Source organism: Streptomyces milbemycinicus (genome assembly GCF_002154605.1).
Taxonomy (GTDB): Bacteria; Actinomycetota; Actinomycetes; order Streptomycetales; family Streptomycetaceae; genus Streptomyces; species Streptomyces milbemycinicus.
Genome location: NZ_MUNE01000127.1, coordinates 136980 through 153123, shown reverse-complemented (window position 1 = coordinate 153123; position 16144 = coordinate 136980). Strand labels below are relative to the sequence as shown.

Genomic DNA, 16144 nt, shown 5'->3' with positions numbered 1-16144 from the left:
ATTGCATTGCGCACGAAAAATGCCGCCTGCGACATGCTTGACTTCTCGCGCTCATCCTGAGCAATGCAATCCCTGTTCACACCAGATCGTTTTGCCTGTGGAGGTCTGCCGGGTGCCCCACCGCTCGGTGAGCTGCGCGATGAGCAGAAGGCCCCGCCCGTTCTCGTCGAAGGCACGCGCTCTCCTCATATGGGGTGCGGTGCTGTTCCCGTCGGAGACTTCGCAGAGCAGCCGACGGTCGTTGATCAACCGGAGCTGGATGGGCGGGCTGCCGTACCGGAGGGCGTTCGTGACCAGTTCGCTCACCACGAGCTCGGTCACGAACGCGTTCTCTTCCAGTCCCCACGCAGCGAGTTGGCGGACACTATCGGCCCTGGCCTAGGCCACTGCGGCCGGCTCCGGCTGAATGTCCCACACCGCGACTCGTCCGGCGTCCAGTCGCCGGGACCGCACCAGAAACAGCGCGGCGTCATCAGCCGGGCGGTCGGGCAGCAGCGCAGCGACTGCTCGGTCGCACAGCGTTTCCAGCGAGTCACCTGGTGTGTTCAGAGCTCCGCACAGCATGTCCAGACCGACGTCGATACCCAGTCGGCGGGACTCCACCAGGCCGTCGGTGTAGAGGCCGAGCAGGCTTCCCTCCGGTAGCGTCACGGTCGTCGACTCGAACGGCAGGCCCCCCCAGGCCAAGCGGCGGCCCGGCAGGCAGCTCAAGCAGCGACGCCGTGCCGTCCGGCGCGACGAACCTGGTGCCGCCGCTGGCGGAGGAACGTCCAGTACTGCTTTTCGGTCTCCGACACACACAACAACGCCAACATCGGCCGGGACACGAAGGTTTCCCTGGATGCCATGCCGGAGGCCGTGTCGATCGCGCTCGCGGCGGGCGCCCGGATTCAGCTCTGCCTCGCGACCGCGTTCACCTGCCCGTTCGAGGGGCCGGTGGATCCGGACCGCGGGTCGCGGCGGTCACCGACCGGCGGGTCGCCCTTCACGGGCACGACACGTGGGGCCAGGGCGTCGCAAACGCCCTGGCCGCCGCGGAAAACGGGGCGACCCTGCTCGACGGCGCCCTCGGCGGTCTCGGCGGCTGCCCCTTCGCGCCCGGAGCCAGCGGGAACACCGCTTCGGAGGATCTGCTGTTCGCGCTGCGCCCGGACTGGCTGACACCGCAGGTGCTCGCGGACCTGGTGGCCGAGGGAGAGGATCTGCTCATGGAACTGGGGGAACCGAACCGCTCGAAGGCTGCACAGGGTATCCGCTCGAAGAGCAGCGCATTTCCCTGGGCAGTCGGCCCGCGCATCTGACCCGTCGACCTCGCCGGCCAGCTCTCTGCCCGACGTTGTCAGCGCTTGCGCAGCACCACCGTGGTACCCGGTCGTACCGAGAGTGTGGTGTTGCCAGGCACCTTCGTGCCGGTGAGCAGGTTGTGTGAGGCGCCGATGCCCTTCGTGGAGAACGTGTAAGTGCGATCCGCCGTAGTGTTCATGGCGATCAGGTACGGGCCGTACTCACACTGGTAGAAGGACGCGCGTCCGGCGTACGGGCTCTCTGTGCCCGGCGTGAGCTTCGGCACGTCCGCGGGCGCCTTGGCCAGCGGCAGCACCTGACCGGCGAACGCCTGGTGCGGGACGTCTCCGGGCGGGTTGTAACCGCCGGCCGGGACGGGTAGATCGGGCGTGGTGAATTCCCAGTTGATCCAGTCGGGTTCGGTGAAGGAGCGCCCGTCGGCGTCGTATCGCACGTCCTGCCACACCGTCGCGGACCTCTCGATGCCCTCGGCGGTGATGAGGTGGACGCGGGCGAGCCGGTTGATGCCCCAACGGGCCCGCCAGTACAGGGAGGCGTAGAGGATCTCGTCGCCGTGCTTGACGGCGACCAAGCCGTTCTCCTCGTCGGAGAACACGAAGTCCGGCTGGCCGGGCGTCATCGGCAGCAGCGCTCTGCTGCCGGTGGAGCCCGTGATGTACGAGTAGTCGTCGGCGGTGGACAGCATCTGGAGGTTGGTGCGGGCGGACGCACCGAGGTCGTACGCCTCCTGCAGCACCTGGAAGACCTGGTTGTCGGAGACGGACTGTCGCGCGTACGAGGTCAGGTCAGGGTCCTTGAGCAGGGTCGCGAGACGCATCGGGTGGCCGTCCCACTTGTTGCCCTCGTCGTATGCGACCTTGCCGGGGTATCCGCCGTCGCGCCAGCCGATGACGGCTTCGTAGCGCATGGCGTTGTAGCCGTCGGCATCCAGCGCCGGGTGGTGGAAGACGGCACGCGCCTTGACCATCTTGATCAGGTGGTCACGAAGCTTGGTGTCCTTGACGCCCCCGATGCCGATCACCGCGTCGTAGACCAGGGCCAGCCAGTCCTGGAGCTCGCCGTAGTTGCCGGCGAATCCGAGTTCCTTCGAGATTCCCTCTCCGCTGACCTGGTAGTACGAGCCTCCCAGCGGCTTGGCGGGATGGCCGTCCTTGTCCTCCGGGCCGAGCCAGGGGGCGAGGCCGAGGGACTGATAGAGGTAGCCGCGGGCCTTGGTCTCGCCCCATGCCGTCTTGGCGCCGAGCAAGGTCATCCCGCGGTCGGCCAGGTAGAGGCCGAGGGCGCAGATGATGGCCTGGTTGGTGTACTGGGGGAAGTTCTGCCGCCAGTACTCGCGGCTGTCCAGCAGCATCTTCGCCCAGGCGTCGCGGCGGACGACGGGAGCCAGGTCCGACCCGGCGGGCGCGACGAGGGTGACGTCGTCGAACCACCGCCGGTGACGGTGTCGGAGCGGGTCGCGGTCAGCGCGTGTGCGGTCTCCGAGGCGGTGTCGCCGAGGACGAGGGTGTCCAGCGGCCCCGGGCAGGCCGCTGGAGCCTCGGGCTCGGCGGCCTGTGCGACGCCGGCCTGCCACAGCCATCCGGTGGCGGCAGTTCCGGCTGCGAGCTTGAGCAGGGATCTACGGTGAATGGGTTCGGACATGACAAGGTTCCCTTCGGCTCTGGAAGTGAGGCGGTTGCGGGGGGCGTACCAGTCGGTTCGTGTCAGCGAAGAACGGTTCCGTCGGCCCACTCCTCGTACGTGGCGTACGCGAAATCGGCGTGCACGCCCGCTCCGTCCAGGTCCTGGACCCACAGGCCCAGCATGGCGCCGGTGAAACCGAGCACCCGGAGCTGACCGTCGTGGAACTCGTCCGCGTGCTCGTCGGAGAGAACCGTGGCGTCCAGGGTGAGGGGCAGCGAATGCGCGCCGTCGCCCGTGTCGTACGACAGGCACAGGCTCGGGCCGTCGAGTACGGCGCGCAGGACGATCGGGTGCCCGGCTTCCAGCGGCACGGTGACCGGGTGGGCCACGGCCGAGGCCGGATCAGTAACCGTTTGCTATGGACCGTAGAGCCTCAACGGCGCCGACGACAAGGGGTGTGGACACAGACGTTTCATCGACCTTTCGTCCGTGTTACCTCACAGGCGTGGCTGAGCTGGGAGTTTAGCCGGAATCGGCATTCTGGAGGTTGACTGTCGCACTCAGCGAGCCCGGACGAAGAGCGTTGACCGATCTGGCTCGCCTCTCTAGCTTGGAATACGTTTACTGCATCCTGTCGCCTCTTTCCCTTCCCGAAGCGGGAGTCCTATGCCCACCTCACAGCTGCCCCGCGCCCTGTTCGCCATGGACCCGGCGCACCTCTCAGAGCTCTTCCCGCCTCGGCTGATGCATCGGCTCCAGTCATTGACCGTCGTCGATGCGGCGCTCGTCGTCCGGGACTTCGGCGATCCGGCGATCGCGGGGGCTCTCGCCGAGGCCGAGCTGCTCCTCACAGGCTGGGGCTGTCCGCACGTCGACTCCGCCGTGCTGGACCGGGCGCCCCACCTGCGAGCCGTCCTGCACTCCGGAGGCAGCGTGCGCGGCTGGCTGGCCGACGCCGTATGGGAGCGCGGGCTCACCGTTTCCAGCGCGGTGCGGGCCAACGCACTACCCGTGGCCGAATACGCCCTCGCCGCGATCCTGTTCGCCGGCAAGGGCGTGTTCGGCCTGCGAGAGCGCTTCCGAGCGGAGCAGGCGCCGCCTCCCGCCGATGCCCTTGCGCGCATCGGCAACCTCGGCCGACGCGTCGGAATCATCGGCGCTTCGCAGGTCGGCCGCAGGGTGCTGGAACTGCTGGCCCCTTTCGAGTTCGAGATCGCGCTTTACGACCCCTACGTCGACGATGCCACGGCCGCGGCGCTCGGCGCCGTAGCGCTGCCTCTCGACCGGCTGTTGGCGACGAGCGACATCGTCAGTCTGCACGCCCCCGACACTCCCGAGACTCAGCGCATGCTGGACGAGCGGCTGCTGGGCCTCATGCCGGACGGCGCGGTGTTCATCAACACGGCGCGCGGCGCCCTGGTCGACCCGGACGCGCTTACGAAGGAGCTGGTCAGCGGGCGGATCAGCGCGATCCTCGATGTCACCGAACCGGAGCCGCTGCCCGGCAGGTCCCCCCTGTACGACCTGCCGAACGTCTTCCTCACCCCCCACCTCGCCGGCTCGCTCGGCAACGAGTTGGAGCGGCTCGGCCGAACGGTCGTGGACGAACTGCAACGGCTCGTCGCCGGAGAGCCACTCCTGCACACGGTGAACCATGCCCACCTGGTCAACAGCGCCTGACACCCGTTACCGGCCGGCGGGGTTCGAGGCCGCGAGCGGTCCGAAGGCGAGCAGGACGGCGGACCGCTCGGCGGGCAGGCCCACGCGCAAGGACCGCGCGTCCACGTCCCATTCGACGCTCGCCGGCACGCCCGCCTCGAACAGCACGCGAGGGCGGGCCCGTTCGTCCATCCACGGCAGCGGCAGCTTCACCTTCTCGGGCGCGCCATCGCGCCGCCACAGCGCCAACAACGTCGAATCGTCGGCCGTCCTCAGCGCGAGCCCCAGCCATCCGTCGCGCCAGCCCGGCAGTCCCAGCGGCCAGTGCGGCCGGGCCCCGGGCAGCGAGTGCCGGTAGGTCTTGTAGACGTCCAGTGCCTGTCGCACAATGCCCAGCTGAGCCTGCGTCAGCAGGTCGGGTCGGCCGCTGAGGTGAACCCGGCCGAGCAGCGCGGACACCATGACCATGCCCAGCTCGGCGTCGGTGTGCTCCGGCAGCGGGTACGCCCAGATCGCACCCTGTTCCGGTGTGACGGCCGTGGGCGCCGCGGCGGCGATCGCCGGCAGCAGGCGGAAGTCCTGCTGGTCGGTGACGGAGTGGATGGGCAACCGGGACAGGATCGCGTGGTCGGTGCGGCTGCCGCCGGCCGCGCAGCTCTCCAGGACCAGGGACGGGTGCCGGTCCAGGACACCGTCGAGCCAGTCGAGGTGGGCACGGTTGTGTCCGAGGAGACCGTCACCGGGACTGTCGTCACCGTGCGGGCCATCGGTGCCCGCGCCGATGTCGATGTTGTAGTCGAGCTTGAGGTAGCCGACTTCGTAGTCGCGCACCAGCCGGTCCACGACCGAGTCGAGGTGGGCCCGCGCGGCCGGATGGCGCAGGTCGAGCTGGTAGCGGCCCCATTCGGCCACGCGGACGCCGCCCCGGCGGAAGAACGCCTCGTCGGGCAGCGCCGCCGCCACCGCGCTGCGTACGCCGACCGCTTCCGGCTCCAGCCACAGGCCCGGGACCATGCCCGCCCCGCGGATGCGGTCCAGTACCTTCCTCAGGCCTCCGGGAAAGCGTGACGCCGACTCCTGCCACTCCCCCACGGCATCCCACCAGCCCGGCACACCACCGGGACCGGCAGCGCCCGGGGGCTCGGCGTCGTACCAGCCGGCGTCGACGCAGAACACCTCCGCCCCGGCGGCGGCCGCCGCGTCCACCAGCGGCAGGAGGGCCTCGGTCGTGGGCTCGCCCATGAGACTGTTCATGAAGTCGTTGAAGACCACGGGCAGTCGGCGGTGGTCGGAGTGCGGGCGGCGGACGGCGCGGCGATGGCCGGTCATCGCGGCGAGGGCCGCCTCGAAGCCGCCTTCGCAGACGACCGCGATAGCGGCCGGGACCGTGCGGAAGCACTCGCCGGGCGCGAGCCGGCGGCGCCACTGGTGCTCCCGGTCCGTGGGGCCGGACAGCGCCAGATACACGTCGTCGAAGCGGTCGCCGAGTTCGGCGTGCCAGGAACCGTTGTGCTCGATCTGCCACAGCAGGGCGCGGCCGGTCGCCTTCTCCTCCAGGCACCCCATCGGCAGGAACTCCGACGACGACCAGGAACCGGTGCTCGTCACGGCGATGCGGTTCTTCGATCCGGTCTGCCCGAACGCCACCATGCCGACATCGTGAAGGCCTCGTTCGGCGAGCGTGGCCCTGGACCAGCGGAACTCCCCGCTCCAGGGGTTCGCCGCCAGCCACAGAGACAGGCCGTCCTCCCAGTGCCGGTCCTCGGGCAGGCGGTGAGCCAGGTTGGACAACACGAAGGAGGAGACGTACTCCAATATGACTGATTGGTCACCGGTGTTCTCCACCTTCGCCTCGGCGTGCAGCACCGGCAGGTCGTCGACCAGCCGGTACTCGGCGGTGACCCGCAGCGTTCCGGTCTCGTCGGCCATCCTGACCCGCAGGGCCCGCCCTCCCTGGCTGTGCTCCTCGTGCCCGACGTAGCGCAGCGCACGCGAGGCGGCCCCGTCCACATGGCGCTTCCCGGAGGTGCCGATGCGTCCGCTGTCGGTGGTCTGGATCTCGACGAGGGGCAACGAGCGGTGCGCGAGCCGCGCGCAGGCGTCGGGCTCACGCACGGGGTCGGGCAACGAATCCGCGGCGCCGACGGCAAGCAAGCGAGGCGGGCCCGATGGGGCGAGCCACAGGAGCAGCGAAAGGGCGTCGGTTCCCCACTGGAGGTGACGTATGGGCATGGGAATGGGCTCCTGACGGGGTGGAGGGGGCGTTGGCAGTAATCGTTTTCTAGCAGACAGGACGCTATGACTTCTGCTTCCCTACCTGCAAGAGGCGTCAGATGCAGTAACGTCGAGGCGTGACGGAGCAGACGACCGGCGGTGGGACGAGACCTCGACCGAAGAGGCGGCAAGGTGATGCGGGAAAGGACAAGCCCAGCACCATCCGCGATGTCGCGGCGAAAGCCGGGGTGTCCGTAGCAACCGTTTCCCGTACCCTGGCCGGGAACTATCCGGTCTCCGAGGGGGCCCGCGCCCGGGTGATGGCGGCGGTGGAGTCCCTCCACTACGTGGTGAACGTGCACGCCAAGGCACTCTCCGGCAGAGTCGCAGGACCCATCGCGCTGGTCATCCGGGACATCACGGGACCCTCCCTCGCCCATGTGGCGGCCGGTGTGGAGCAGGAGGCGGCGGCCCGGGGCCGGCTGAGCCTGGTCTGCGCCACACACGGCGACCCTGCGCGCGAGGACGATCTGGTGCAGCTGATGCGCGAACAGCACGCGGCGGCAGTCGTCCTCGTCGGCGGCGCCGAGCTGAACGACGCGTACCACGAACGGATGGCCCAGTACGCCACGGCTCTCGACTCGGCCGGCTCCCGGCTGGTCCTGGTCGGCCGTCCGCCGCTGCCTGCCGGGCTTCCGGCCACGATCGTCGAGTACGACAACCGGGGCGGCGCCTTCCAGGCGTCCTCGCACCTGCTCGCCGCCGGGCACCGCCGTATCCTGTTCCTGGGGGCCGAGCGCGAGATCAACACCGGCGTGCAGCGACGGACCGGCCATCTGGACGCCTTTCGCGCCCACGGGGTGCCCTACGCCGAGGAGTTGGACCTGCCAGGTGCCTACACACGCAGCTCCGGCTACGTGCGTACACGTGACGCGCTGCGGGCCGGAGTGGAGTTCACCGCGGTGTTCGCCGGCACCGACATGGTGGCGCTGGGCGCGCTGGCCGCGCTGCGCGAGGCCGGTCTCGACGTCCCCGGCGACGTCTCGGTCGTGGGGTTCGACGACGTGCCCTTCGCGGCCGACCTGACCCCGGCGCTGACCACTGTACGGGTGCCGTACGAGGATCTGGGCCGCTCAGCAGTACGGCTGGCGCTGGAGCGCGAGGAGCGGGTCGCCGGGGACGACCATGTGGTGCTGAGCACGCAGTTGGTGATCCGGCAGTCAGTGCGTCCGCGGCCTTGACCGCCACCGCGCGGCTCATGGCCCGTCGAGCCGGCCCGTGAGGCGGTACGGAGTCTGGAGACGGCGCGGGCGAGCGTGGCGGCGGTCCATGAGTTGCGCCCTTCTTCTGGCCCGCACACACGGGCTGGACGCGGACCACGTCAGCACCCTGGAGGTGCCCTCCGATCCGTCGGTGGTCTCCCGAGCCCGCGCCCACGCGACCGACCAACTGGCCGCCTGGAACCTGGACGACCTGGCCTTCAGCACGGAACTCATGGTGAGCGAGCTCGTCACGAACGCGATCCGCTACGGACGACCACCCATCAGGCTGCGGATGATCCTCCAGTCCACGCTGACCTGCGAGGTCGCGGACGCCTCCAGCACCTCTCCCCGTCTGCGCCGGGCCAGGACCTTCGACGAAGGCGGCCGCGGCCTGCTCCTCGTCGCCCAACTCGCCGAGAACTGGGGCACCCGATACACCCGCGACGGAAAGGTGATCTGGGCAAAGCGGGCCCGACGCGGACGAGCGGAACGAGATAGGCGCCGTTGACCGCGCGCCAGCGGGCCTGGGCGGACTTGGGCATGGAGTCGATCACGTTGGCGGTCTTGTGAACCCAGCACCGCTGTGCGCGGGTGGCGGGGAAAACTTCGCGCAGGCCTTCCAGAACCCGAGCGCGCCATCGCCGACGTCCAGGACCGGCGCGCATGCCCCGGCGTGCGCCGTCTCGCAACAGGCCGGCCCTCGCCTCGGACGATTCCCGATAGCCGTCTGTCATGGCCACCAGTCCCTTGGCGCCATCGGCGCGCACGCCAAGCACGACCAGGACGGCGGCCTTGGCTCCCTTCCTGCGGAACCGTCCGTTGCCGGTTTCCCAGACCTCCATGACCGCGCCAGGGCCTGCGGAGTTTGAGGCCAGTTCATCCGAGGGAGCCGCCTGGGTGCCTGCTGGACTACTCATCCCTCGGAGCGTCTGTCTCGATCAGCTCCGCCAGCCGATCCTGCAGGGCCGCCTTGACGGGTTCCGGCAGCGCACTGCCGCTGGTGGCCTCCAGCAGCCACCAGCCGTCGACAACCAGTCGTACGAGCAACAAGTCGAGGTCAACGGGCCCGGTGGAAGCGGACGATGGGAACCAGCGGCCGAAGAAATCGCCCCAGACGGCGCCCAGTTCCGGACTGGCCGCGGCCTCCACCATGAAGGCGAGGTCCGCCTTGCTCGTTGTGCCCTGTGTCCCGACGCGCAGGTAGGCCGCCGTGCTCTCCCGTGGGGTCGCTTCGGCCAGGGGTTTGCCCAGTTCCGCTACGAGCCGTTCCTCCCAGGCTTCTGTCAGGCGTTTCTGGATCGCGACCAGCAGCTCGACCCGCGTACGGAAGTGATACATCAGACCACCCTTGGTGACGCCGGCCTCCTCAGCCGCCGACTCCAGGGTGAGACCGGTAATGCCGTCACGCTCCGTTACGCGGATTGCGGCATCCAGAATCACGTTTCGTTGACTCGGTCGCATACCGCAACCATACCTTCCAGAAGGTCAAGTTTCGGTGCGCGATCTGAAAGCTCGACGCGTTCATGCGGGGCTTCACGCAATGCGGAAATTCGCCATCATGGCCATGTCCTCGTGCTCGAGATTGTGGCAGTGGAACATGTACCGGCCGGGATACCCGCGGAAACGGACCAGAACGTCCACGGTCTCATAAGGCCGCACGTCCACCGTGTCCTTCCAGCCCCGTTCATGGGCTCCCGGCTCCCGGCCGTCTCGGGCCGCCACCTGGAAGTGGGCCAGGTGGAGGTGCACCGGATGGTGGAAGTCGCTGGTGAACCGCCACCGTTCCACGGTGCCCAGCCGCGGAGTGGCAAGGACGCGGTCGGTGGAGAAGCGGTATCCGTTGATCGTCCAGGCGCGGGAGCCGCCCGCCCCGGTCAGGCGGAAGTCGAAGTCCCGCGTGGCCACCGCCCTCGCCCGGCCGAGGGGCTCCACATCGACGAGCCGATGGGGCACCTGCGACTCGTCACGCGCCTTGCGTGCCACCCGGAAGCGCATCACGGCCCGCATCCGCCCGCCGGCCAAGGTGTTGGCGAGCAGGATCGTGGTACCGGGCCTCCAACGCGAGAAATCGATGACGACCTCGGCTCGTTCGGCTGGGGCCAGGGTGAGCGACTCCAGTTCCTCCGGGCGGTCGAGCAGTCCGGCGTCGCTGCCGATCTGAGTCAGCGGTCCGCCCGGTTCCAGTGCGAGCCGGTAGCGGCGGGCGTTGGAGGCGTTGAGTATCCGGAAGCGGTAGCGGACGGCGTCCACCTCCAGCTCCGGCCAGGGTGCGCCGTTGACGAGCGTGACGTCGCCCATCACTCCTTCCATGTACCGGTCTTCAACACCGGGCTTGCCCCGCAGTGACGGGTCGAGGGAGGGGTAGCGGAAGGCTCCGTCCTCGTCGAAGGCACGATCGCAGATCATGAGGGGGATGTCCCGCTCGCCCGCGGGCAGGGGCAGCTCCTGCTCGTCGTCGTCACGGACGAGGAAGAAGCCGGCCAGCCCGCGCCAGACCTGGGGGCCGCTGAAGTCCATACGGTGGTCGTGGTACCAGAGCGTCGCCGCCTGCTGGTCCATCGGATAGACATAGTCCTTGGCGAGGTCCGAGACGCGCCAGGAGTCCGCCGTCATGGACATACCGCCGTGGCCGGCGTGCTCCTTGTCCTGCCGCCACCCCTCGGGAACGACGATGTCGGTCGGGTATCCGTCGGAACCGGGCGGGGTCACCCCGCCGTGCAGGTGAGTGGACGTGGGCACCGGGAGTTCGTTGCGCACGGTCACCACCGCCTCGCGCCCTGACCGGCCGACGATCGTCGGTCCGGGAAACTGCCCGTCGTATCCCCATACGTTGGTACGCAGCCCCGGCAGGATCTCCACGTCGGCGGCTCGCTGCACGATCTCGTACCGGTCCACGCCGCCCGTGGTGCTCACCGGTCGGGCGGTCTTCGGCACGGGGAGCGGCACCTGGTAGGGCGCCACCGGTTTCGCCTTGCTCACAAGCCTGTGGCCGCTCTCCTCGCGCCCGGCGGCCCACAGACCGGCCGCGCCACCGGCGACGGCAGCCACCGCCGTCCCTCCCGCCACGCCGAGGAATCCACGACGGCTCAACGCGTTCATCTGCGTCACTTCCCTTCACCCGGGCGCACCGTCACCACCGGGGCGGGGCTCGCCTCCATGAGCACAACGAGCAGGACAAGCATGGCCACCGCCGCGGAAACCACTCCGAGGAACATGTGGGGAGCCACCACACGGGCCATACCGAGGCCGATCTGCACGCTCACCAGCACCAGGACGAAGCCGCACAGGACCGTCAGCCGCCAGGTGATCACCTCACCCATCCTCTTCCGCGCGCGCCTCTCCAGCAGCGCGGTGAGGAATTGGACAAGCGCGACCAGGGCGATCGCGCTGCCAAGGGCGCTGTGCACGGTGAGGAGATCGACGTCACCGGTCACGAACAGCCCGGCCAGCAAACCCTGACCGAGCGTGCACAGCAGGACGAGGGACGAGGTCACGCGCAGCACCTGGGTTGTCCAGGGAACCGCTTGAGTCGTCTCGGAGGACATGGGCAACTTTCCTGTCACATAGTCGGACACCAAGACCGGCGGCGCTTTCACAGCTCCATCGGGCGATCGCCGACGACCTGGTCGGCAGAGAGCACGCCAGACCCGGCGAGCAAACTTTACCATCCAGAAGGTACAGTAACTGCAAGGTGGCTCATGCAGCCCGACTGCAGTAAGTGACGAGCGGCGCCTTCCTGCTTCAGCTTGCCCTTTGCCCTTCTGCTGAAGTGTCCGGCGCCGCCGACGTAAGGTGCGTCCCACAGACGGCACCGGGCTTCGCCACTCCGGGCGCGAGAGACCGGTGCCGACTGCCAATTGGGGGGGTCAGTCAGGCCGAGCAGCGCCTATCCGGCATCGGCTCCGATGTTCGGTGTGCCGGGAATGGACGTGCCGTAGTAGTCCACACCACCGTTGCCGGACACGGCCGTACCGGCCTGGAGGGCCGGGGAGCCCGACTTGAGCGTGTATGCCTGCGGGCACGGCTGCGGTCCGGTGCCTGAGGTCGGCGACCACGAGCAGGTGCCGCCCAGGCCGGGCGAGGTGAACAGGGGGTCGCCCCACACCGCGCCGGTCTCCTTGCCGGCCGCCGTCCACGCGGCGAAGTCGCTGTAGGTGGTGCCGCTCCAGCGCCAACCGCCGGTGTTCGTCCCGTAGTACAGGTTGTTCGACAGCGTCATGCCGGTCTGCCCGTACGGGTTGTAGTACATCTGGCCGGTCTTGCCATACGTGCCCTTGTTGGCCATGTGGCAGATGTTGTCCTTGATCTGCGAACCACTGGCCCACGTGCCCGAGGCATAGCCGAACAGGAAGCATGCGCTCGCGCCGGCCTTCTTGTTGGCACTCTGGTCCTTGTTCGTGAAGAAGGTGTTGCCGTAGATCGACAGAGCGTTCTTCGGTGCGCTGGGCACCACGTCGAACAGGCCGCCCTGGGCGTTCGCCCAGTCGTCGTTCTCGGAGATGTTGTAGCGGTAGGTGTTCGGCCCCCACACCCTCGAACTGGCGGTCGAGGTGTAGGCCAGGTAGCCGCTGCCCGCGTTGTCGTGGGTGTAGTTGTACTCCACCACCGAGTTGGTGGTGCCGCCGTCGAGGTCGATGCCGTCCCAGTCGCAGCCGGCCGTGTACGCCGGCGACGGCTGCACGTTGTACACCTCGTTGTGGCGGATCGTCACATCATTGGAGGTGTACGTCATGATGCCGCTCGCGCCGCCGCACGAGGTGACGTTCGCCCCGATGTCATGGACCACGTTGCGCTCGATGACCGCGCCGTCCCAGCCGTTCCCGGTCAGCCCGGCCCCAGTGCTCTGGGGGGCCATACCCAGGTTGTACACGGTGTTGCCGGCGACCCGGACATTGGTGATGTTCACCCCCGAGCCCCAGCCGTAGATGCCGGGGCCGGCGCCCGAGGTCACGCTGGAGCCGTGCAGCTTGTTGTTGAGGATCTGCACATCGTCCAACGGCCCGCTGTTGCCGTTGACCGCGTAGCCCAGGACCATGATCTGTCCGCCGAAGGTACTGCTGCTGCCACTGGGCGTCGCGAACCCGGAGATGTCCGAACCGGTCACCTTCAGGCCCTTGGTCGCCGTCGCCGACTTCTGGTTCTGCAGCAGCACACCGGCCGCGGTCGTGGTGCCGTTGACCAGCGTCAGATTGTTCAGCTCGAAGCCGCTCACGGCATCCGCGGTGACCGCCGCCGAGTACTCCCCCGTGCAGGTGGACTTCAGCGTGGCCTTTCCGGTGCCATACGACGTCACCTTGAACGGCGTGGACGCCGACGACACCGGCACGTTCGTCGAGTTGAAGACCAGGCAGCCGGAGAACCACTCCTGGCCCTGGAACGCGACGGTACTGCCCTGCGGGAAGGCGAATCCGTTGACCTTGCCGACCGACTTCCATGCTTGGTCCGGCGACGTTCCACTGTTGCTGTCACTGCCATAGGGCGAGACATAGTACGTGGTGGTGGCGGCGTGTGCGGTGCCCGTGGCGGCGCCCGCCAGCAGCAGTCCCAGCATTCCCTGGGCCACCACTGCCGCACAAATCCTTGCTCTCATGCTTCTCCCCACTGCGTGACCGTGACGACGCACGGACACGCAGATGTCGACTCGTGGATGAGGCATGCCTCGGCGAACCACGCGGCACAGCCGACGCGGCGCCCAGGCGATGTGGATCGAAGAGCAGGTGAGGGGAGTCTCCTCGGTGCATCGCTCCCTTCGGTGGATGGCTTCGTCGTCCGGGGCGGGATGGTCCTCGCGTGCCCCGCATCGGCTCGGTTGTCAGGTGATCAGGAGGGTGCGCCGGGCGTGGGTCCGTGAGCTGTTGCCGGTGTGGATGTGGATCTCGCCCGGCTCCACGATGAACACGCCGTACGGGTCGTTGGTCCAGTAGCCGATGTCGTCGGCGCCCAAGGTGAAGCGGACGTGCTGCTCCTCCCCCGCCGCCAGCCGGACCCGCTGGAAGCCGCGGAGCCGGCGGACCGGCTGGACGATGGTCGCGGCGGGGTCCTGGACGTAGAGTTGGACCACCTCCTCGCCCTCCCGATCACCGGTGTTACGCACCGCGACGGTCACCTCGACGGTCGCGCCCGCCCGCAACTCCACCGACGCGATCCGCTCGCGGCTCAGCTGCGGCTCGCTCACCTCGAAGGTGGTGTAGCTCAGACCGTGGCCGAAGGCGAACTCCGGGCCGTCGGCCACGTCGAGATACTTCGAGACGTACTTCGCCTCGGGCCCAGCCGGGTCGTACGGGCGGCCGGTGCGCTCGTGGTTGTAGTAGAGCGGAACCTGCCCCACCACCCGCGGAAACGTCACCGGGAGCTTGCCGCCCGGGACGACGGCGCCGGTCAGGACATCCGCGACGGCAGGGCCGGCCTCGATGCCCGGGTGCCAGGCCATCACGATCGCCGCCGCCTTGTCCGCCCAGCCGCCGATCGTCAGTGGGCGTCCGCCGACCAGCACCACCACGCAGGGCGTGCCGGTCGCGGCCACCGCGTCGATCAACTCCTCCTGGGCGCCGGGCAGGCCCAGCTCACTGCGTACGGCCGCCTCCCCGCTGATCGCGGACGGCTCGCCGACCACCAGCACCACGGCGTCGGCAGCCTCGGCAGCAGCCACCGCCGCCGCGACGCCGGAGGTGTCGGTCCCTTCCGCTGCCACCCCGAGCGCGTGACGGACGTCCGTGTCCGGCAGCGCTTCCCGCAGCCCGGCCAGGACCGGGACCGCCTCGGGCGCGCCCGGTAGCGACCAGGTACCCAGCAGGTCGACGGAGTCGGCGAATGGGCCGACGACCGCCAACGAACCCAGGCCCGACCCGTCCAGAGGCAGGACGGCGTTCTCGTTCCTCAGCAGCACCATGCACCGTCCGGCCGCCTCGCGCGCCGCGGCCCGCGCCTGCGCGCTCGGGGCGGTCAGAGCCGCGGACTCATCGACGTAGGGACGCTCGAACAGGCCCAGGCGCAGCTTCAGCCGCAGCACCCGGGACACCGCGTCGTCCAGCCGCTCCCCGGTCAGCGCCCCCGAGGCCAGCAGATCGCGGCCATGCTCGACGAAGGTGGTGGAGACCATCTCCATGTCGACTCCGGCGGTCAGTGACCGCCGTGCTGCCCCGGCCTCGTCCGCCGCACCGCCGTGCGTGATCAGTTCCAGGACGCCGGTCCAGTCGCTGACCACCACACCGTCAAAGCCCCATGACTCCTTGAGGATGTCGGTCAGGGTGTGCTCGTTGGCGTGGGCCGGGATGCCGTTGATGGTGTTGAAGGCGGCCATGACGGTGGCGGCGCCGGCGTCGACGGCGGCCTTGAACGGTGGCAGGTAGAGGTTGCGCAATCGCTGCTCGGACACGTCGACGGTGTTGTAGTCGCGGCCGCCCTCCGCACCGCCGTAGGCGACGAAGTGCTTGGCGCAGGCGGCGATCCGGTCCCCGGCAGACAGGTCGTCGCCCTGGTAGCCACGCACCTTGGCCGCCGCGTAAGCGGTGGTCAGACAGGGGTCCTCGCCGATGCTCTCCGCGATCCGGCCCCACCGCGGCTCCCGGGTGACATCCATCATCGGGGAGAACGTCCAGTGGATCCCGTTGGACCGCGCCTCACGCGCGGACACCTCCGCATCCGCAACCGTCACCGCCGGATCGAAAGCGGCCGCCTGGGCCAGCGGAATCGGGAACGTGGTGTGAAAACCGTGGATCACGTCCAGACCGAAGACCAGGGGGATCCCGAGGCGGGACTCCTCCACGGCGATGCGCTGCAGCGCATTGCTCGCCTCGGCACCGACGACGTTCAGCACCGAGCCGAGCAGGCCCTTACGAGCGGCGGCCTCGGCCGCGGCGGTGTCGCCGCCACCCGGCCCGGTGTCCCAGGCCCAGGCCAGCTGCTGCAACTGGCCGAACTTCTCCTCGACGGTCATCTGTCCCAGGAGTTCCTCGATACGGGACTCGTGGTCATGGCCGCTCATGGCGGATTCCTCTCGGGTGGGGATCGGTCCCGCGCCCCCGGTGGTCAGGGAGCCGGGGGCACGGGAGCTGAACTGGCCGTCGGGCGACGGCTGTCGG

The 16144-nt window shown here is 69.1% G+C and carries 11 protein-coding genes and 3 pseudogenes; 4 read left to right on the top strand and 10 right to left on the bottom strand.

Going from position 1 to position 16144, the window contains the following annotated elements; translation table 11 throughout:
* Positions 1 to 51 precede the first annotated feature (51 nt).
* Positions 52 to 739, bottom strand: a pseudogene (locus tag CCN51_RS11750) (ATP-binding SpoIIE family protein phosphatase); the annotation flags it as partial.
* On the opposite strand from CCN51_RS11750, the gene CCN51_RS11745 reads away from it, so the two are divergent.
* Positions 723 to 1301: a beta/alpha barrel domain-containing protein gene (locus CCN51_RS11745; protein WP_014182339.1), complete on the top strand. Its 579-nt coding sequence runs from the start codon at positions 723 to 725 to the stop codon at positions 1299 to 1301. The pseudogene CCN51_RS11750 and the gene CCN51_RS11745 sit on opposite strands and share 17 nt — an antisense overlap.
* A 38-nt stretch (positions 1302 to 1339) precedes the next feature.
* Here the strand turns inward: CCN51_RS11745 and CCN51_RS11740 are convergent, their stop codons facing one another.
* Both CCN51_RS11740 and CCN51_RS11735 read right to left on the bottom strand, forming a co-directional pair.
* Positions 1340 to 2656 (bottom strand): hypothetical protein, encoded by a 1317-nt coding sequence (locus CCN51_RS11740; protein WP_014182340.1) that lies wholly within the window; start codon positions 2654 to 2656, stop codon positions 1340 to 1342.
* Positions 2657 to 3008: 352 nt separating this feature from the next.
* Positions 3009 to 3317 (bottom strand): beta-xylosidase family glycoside hydrolase, encoded by a 309-nt coding sequence (locus tag CCN51_RS11735; protein WP_014182341.1) that lies wholly within the window; start codon positions 3315 to 3317, stop codon positions 3009 to 3011.
* Positions 3318 to 3594: 277 nt separating this feature from the next.
* On the opposite strand from CCN51_RS11735, the gene CCN51_RS11730 reads away from it, so the two are divergent.
* Complete coding sequence (locus tag CCN51_RS11730; protein ID WP_014182342.1) at positions 3595 to 4608, top strand: hydroxyacid dehydrogenase; 1014 nt, start codon at positions 3595 to 3597, stop codon at positions 4606 to 4608.
* A gap of 6 nt (positions 4609 to 4614) precedes the next feature.
* Here CCN51_RS11730 and CCN51_RS11725 read toward each other — a convergent pair whose 3' ends face one another.
* Positions 4615 to 6819: an alpha-galactosidase gene (locus CCN51_RS11725; protein ID WP_014182343.1), complete on the bottom strand. Its 2205-nt coding sequence runs from the start codon at positions 6817 to 6819 to the stop codon at positions 4615 to 4617.
* Positions 6820 to 7022: 203 nt separating this feature from the next.
* On the opposite strand from CCN51_RS11725, the gene CCN51_RS11720 reads away from it, so the two are divergent.
* Both CCN51_RS11720 and CCN51_RS11715 read left to right on the top strand, forming a co-directional pair.
* Complete coding sequence (locus CCN51_RS11720) at positions 7023 to 8042, top strand: LacI family DNA-binding transcriptional regulator (protein ID WP_238545752.1); 1020 nt, start codon at positions 7023 to 7025, stop codon at positions 8040 to 8042.
* 97 nt (positions 8043 to 8139) lie between these two features.
* Positions 8140 to 8571 (top strand): annotated as a pseudogene (locus tag CCN51_RS11715) (ATP-binding protein); the annotation flags it as partial.
* Between the two features lie 25 nt (positions 8572 to 8596).
* On the opposite strand, the pseudogene CCN51_RS11710 reads toward CCN51_RS11715, so the two are convergent.
* From CCN51_RS11710 to CCN51_RS11685, 6 genes and pseudogenes are all read right to left on the bottom strand, one after another.
* A pseudogene (locus CCN51_RS11710) lies at positions 8597 to 8905 on the bottom strand (transposase); the annotation flags it as partial.
* 67 nt (positions 8906 to 8972) lie between these two features.
* On the bottom strand, positions 8973 to 9503 hold the full coding sequence (locus CCN51_RS11705; protein WP_014182346.1) for a TetR/AcrR family transcriptional regulator: 531 nt from the start codon (positions 9501 to 9503) through the stop codon (positions 8973 to 8975).
* Between the two features lie 93 nt (positions 9504 to 9596).
* Entirely contained in the window at positions 9597 to 11162 is a 1566-nt protein-coding gene (locus CCN51_RS11700) for a multicopper oxidase family protein (RefSeq protein ID WP_043488348.1), read from the bottom strand.
* Positions 11163 to 11167: 5 nt separating this feature from the next.
* The gene (locus tag CCN51_RS11695; RefSeq protein ID WP_014182348.1) at positions 11168 to 11608 is read right to left on the bottom strand and encodes a hypothetical protein; all 441 of its coding nucleotides are present in this window, start codon (positions 11606 to 11608) and stop codon (positions 11168 to 11170) included.
* Between the two features lie 341 nt (positions 11609 to 11949).
* Positions 11950 to 13653 carry a right-handed parallel beta-helix repeat-containing protein gene (locus tag CCN51_RS11690; RefSeq protein ID WP_043488350.1) on the bottom strand — a complete coding sequence of 568 codons (1704 nt, stop codon included), beginning with the start codon at positions 13651 to 13653 and terminating at the stop codon, positions 11950 to 11952.
* A 222-nt stretch (positions 13654 to 13875) separates the two neighbouring features.
* Entirely contained in the window at positions 13876 to 16047 is a 2172-nt protein-coding gene (locus CCN51_RS11685; RefSeq protein ID WP_014182350.1) for a glycoside hydrolase family 3 N-terminal domain-containing protein, read from the bottom strand.
* Positions 16048 to 16144: the final 97 nt, after the last annotated feature.

What these genes read in the sequence shown, in the direction of transcription:
- CCN51_RS11725 (WP_014182343.1), bottom strand. Translation starts at nt 6,819, where the DNA reads ATGCCCATACGTCACCTCCAGTGGGGAACCGACGCCCTTTCGCTGCTC.
- CCN51_RS11685 (WP_014182350.1), bottom strand. Translation starts at nt 16,047, where the DNA reads ATGAGCGGCCATGACCACGAGTCCCGTATCGAGGAACTCCTGGGACAG.
- CCN51_RS11695 (WP_014182348.1), bottom strand. Translation starts at nt 11,608, where the DNA reads ATGTCCTCCGAGACGACTCAAGCGGTTCCCTGGACAACCCAGGTGCTG.
- CCN51_RS11700 (WP_043488348.1), bottom strand. Translation starts at nt 11,162, where the DNA reads ATGAACGCGTTGAGCCGTCGTGGATTCCTCGGCGTGGCGGGAGGGACG.
- CCN51_RS11730 (WP_014182342.1), top strand. Translation starts at nt 3,595, where the DNA reads ATGCCCACCTCACAGCTGCCCCGCGCCCTGTTCGCCATGGACCCGGCG.
- CCN51_RS11690 (WP_043488350.1), bottom strand. Translation starts at nt 13,653, where the DNA reads ATGAGAGCAAGGATTTGTGCGGCAGTGGTGGCCCAGGGAATGCTGGGA.
- CCN51_RS11740 (WP_014182340.1), bottom strand. Translation starts at nt 2,656, where the DNA reads ATGCTGCTGGACAGCCGCGAGTACTGGCGGCAGAACTTCCCCCAGTAC.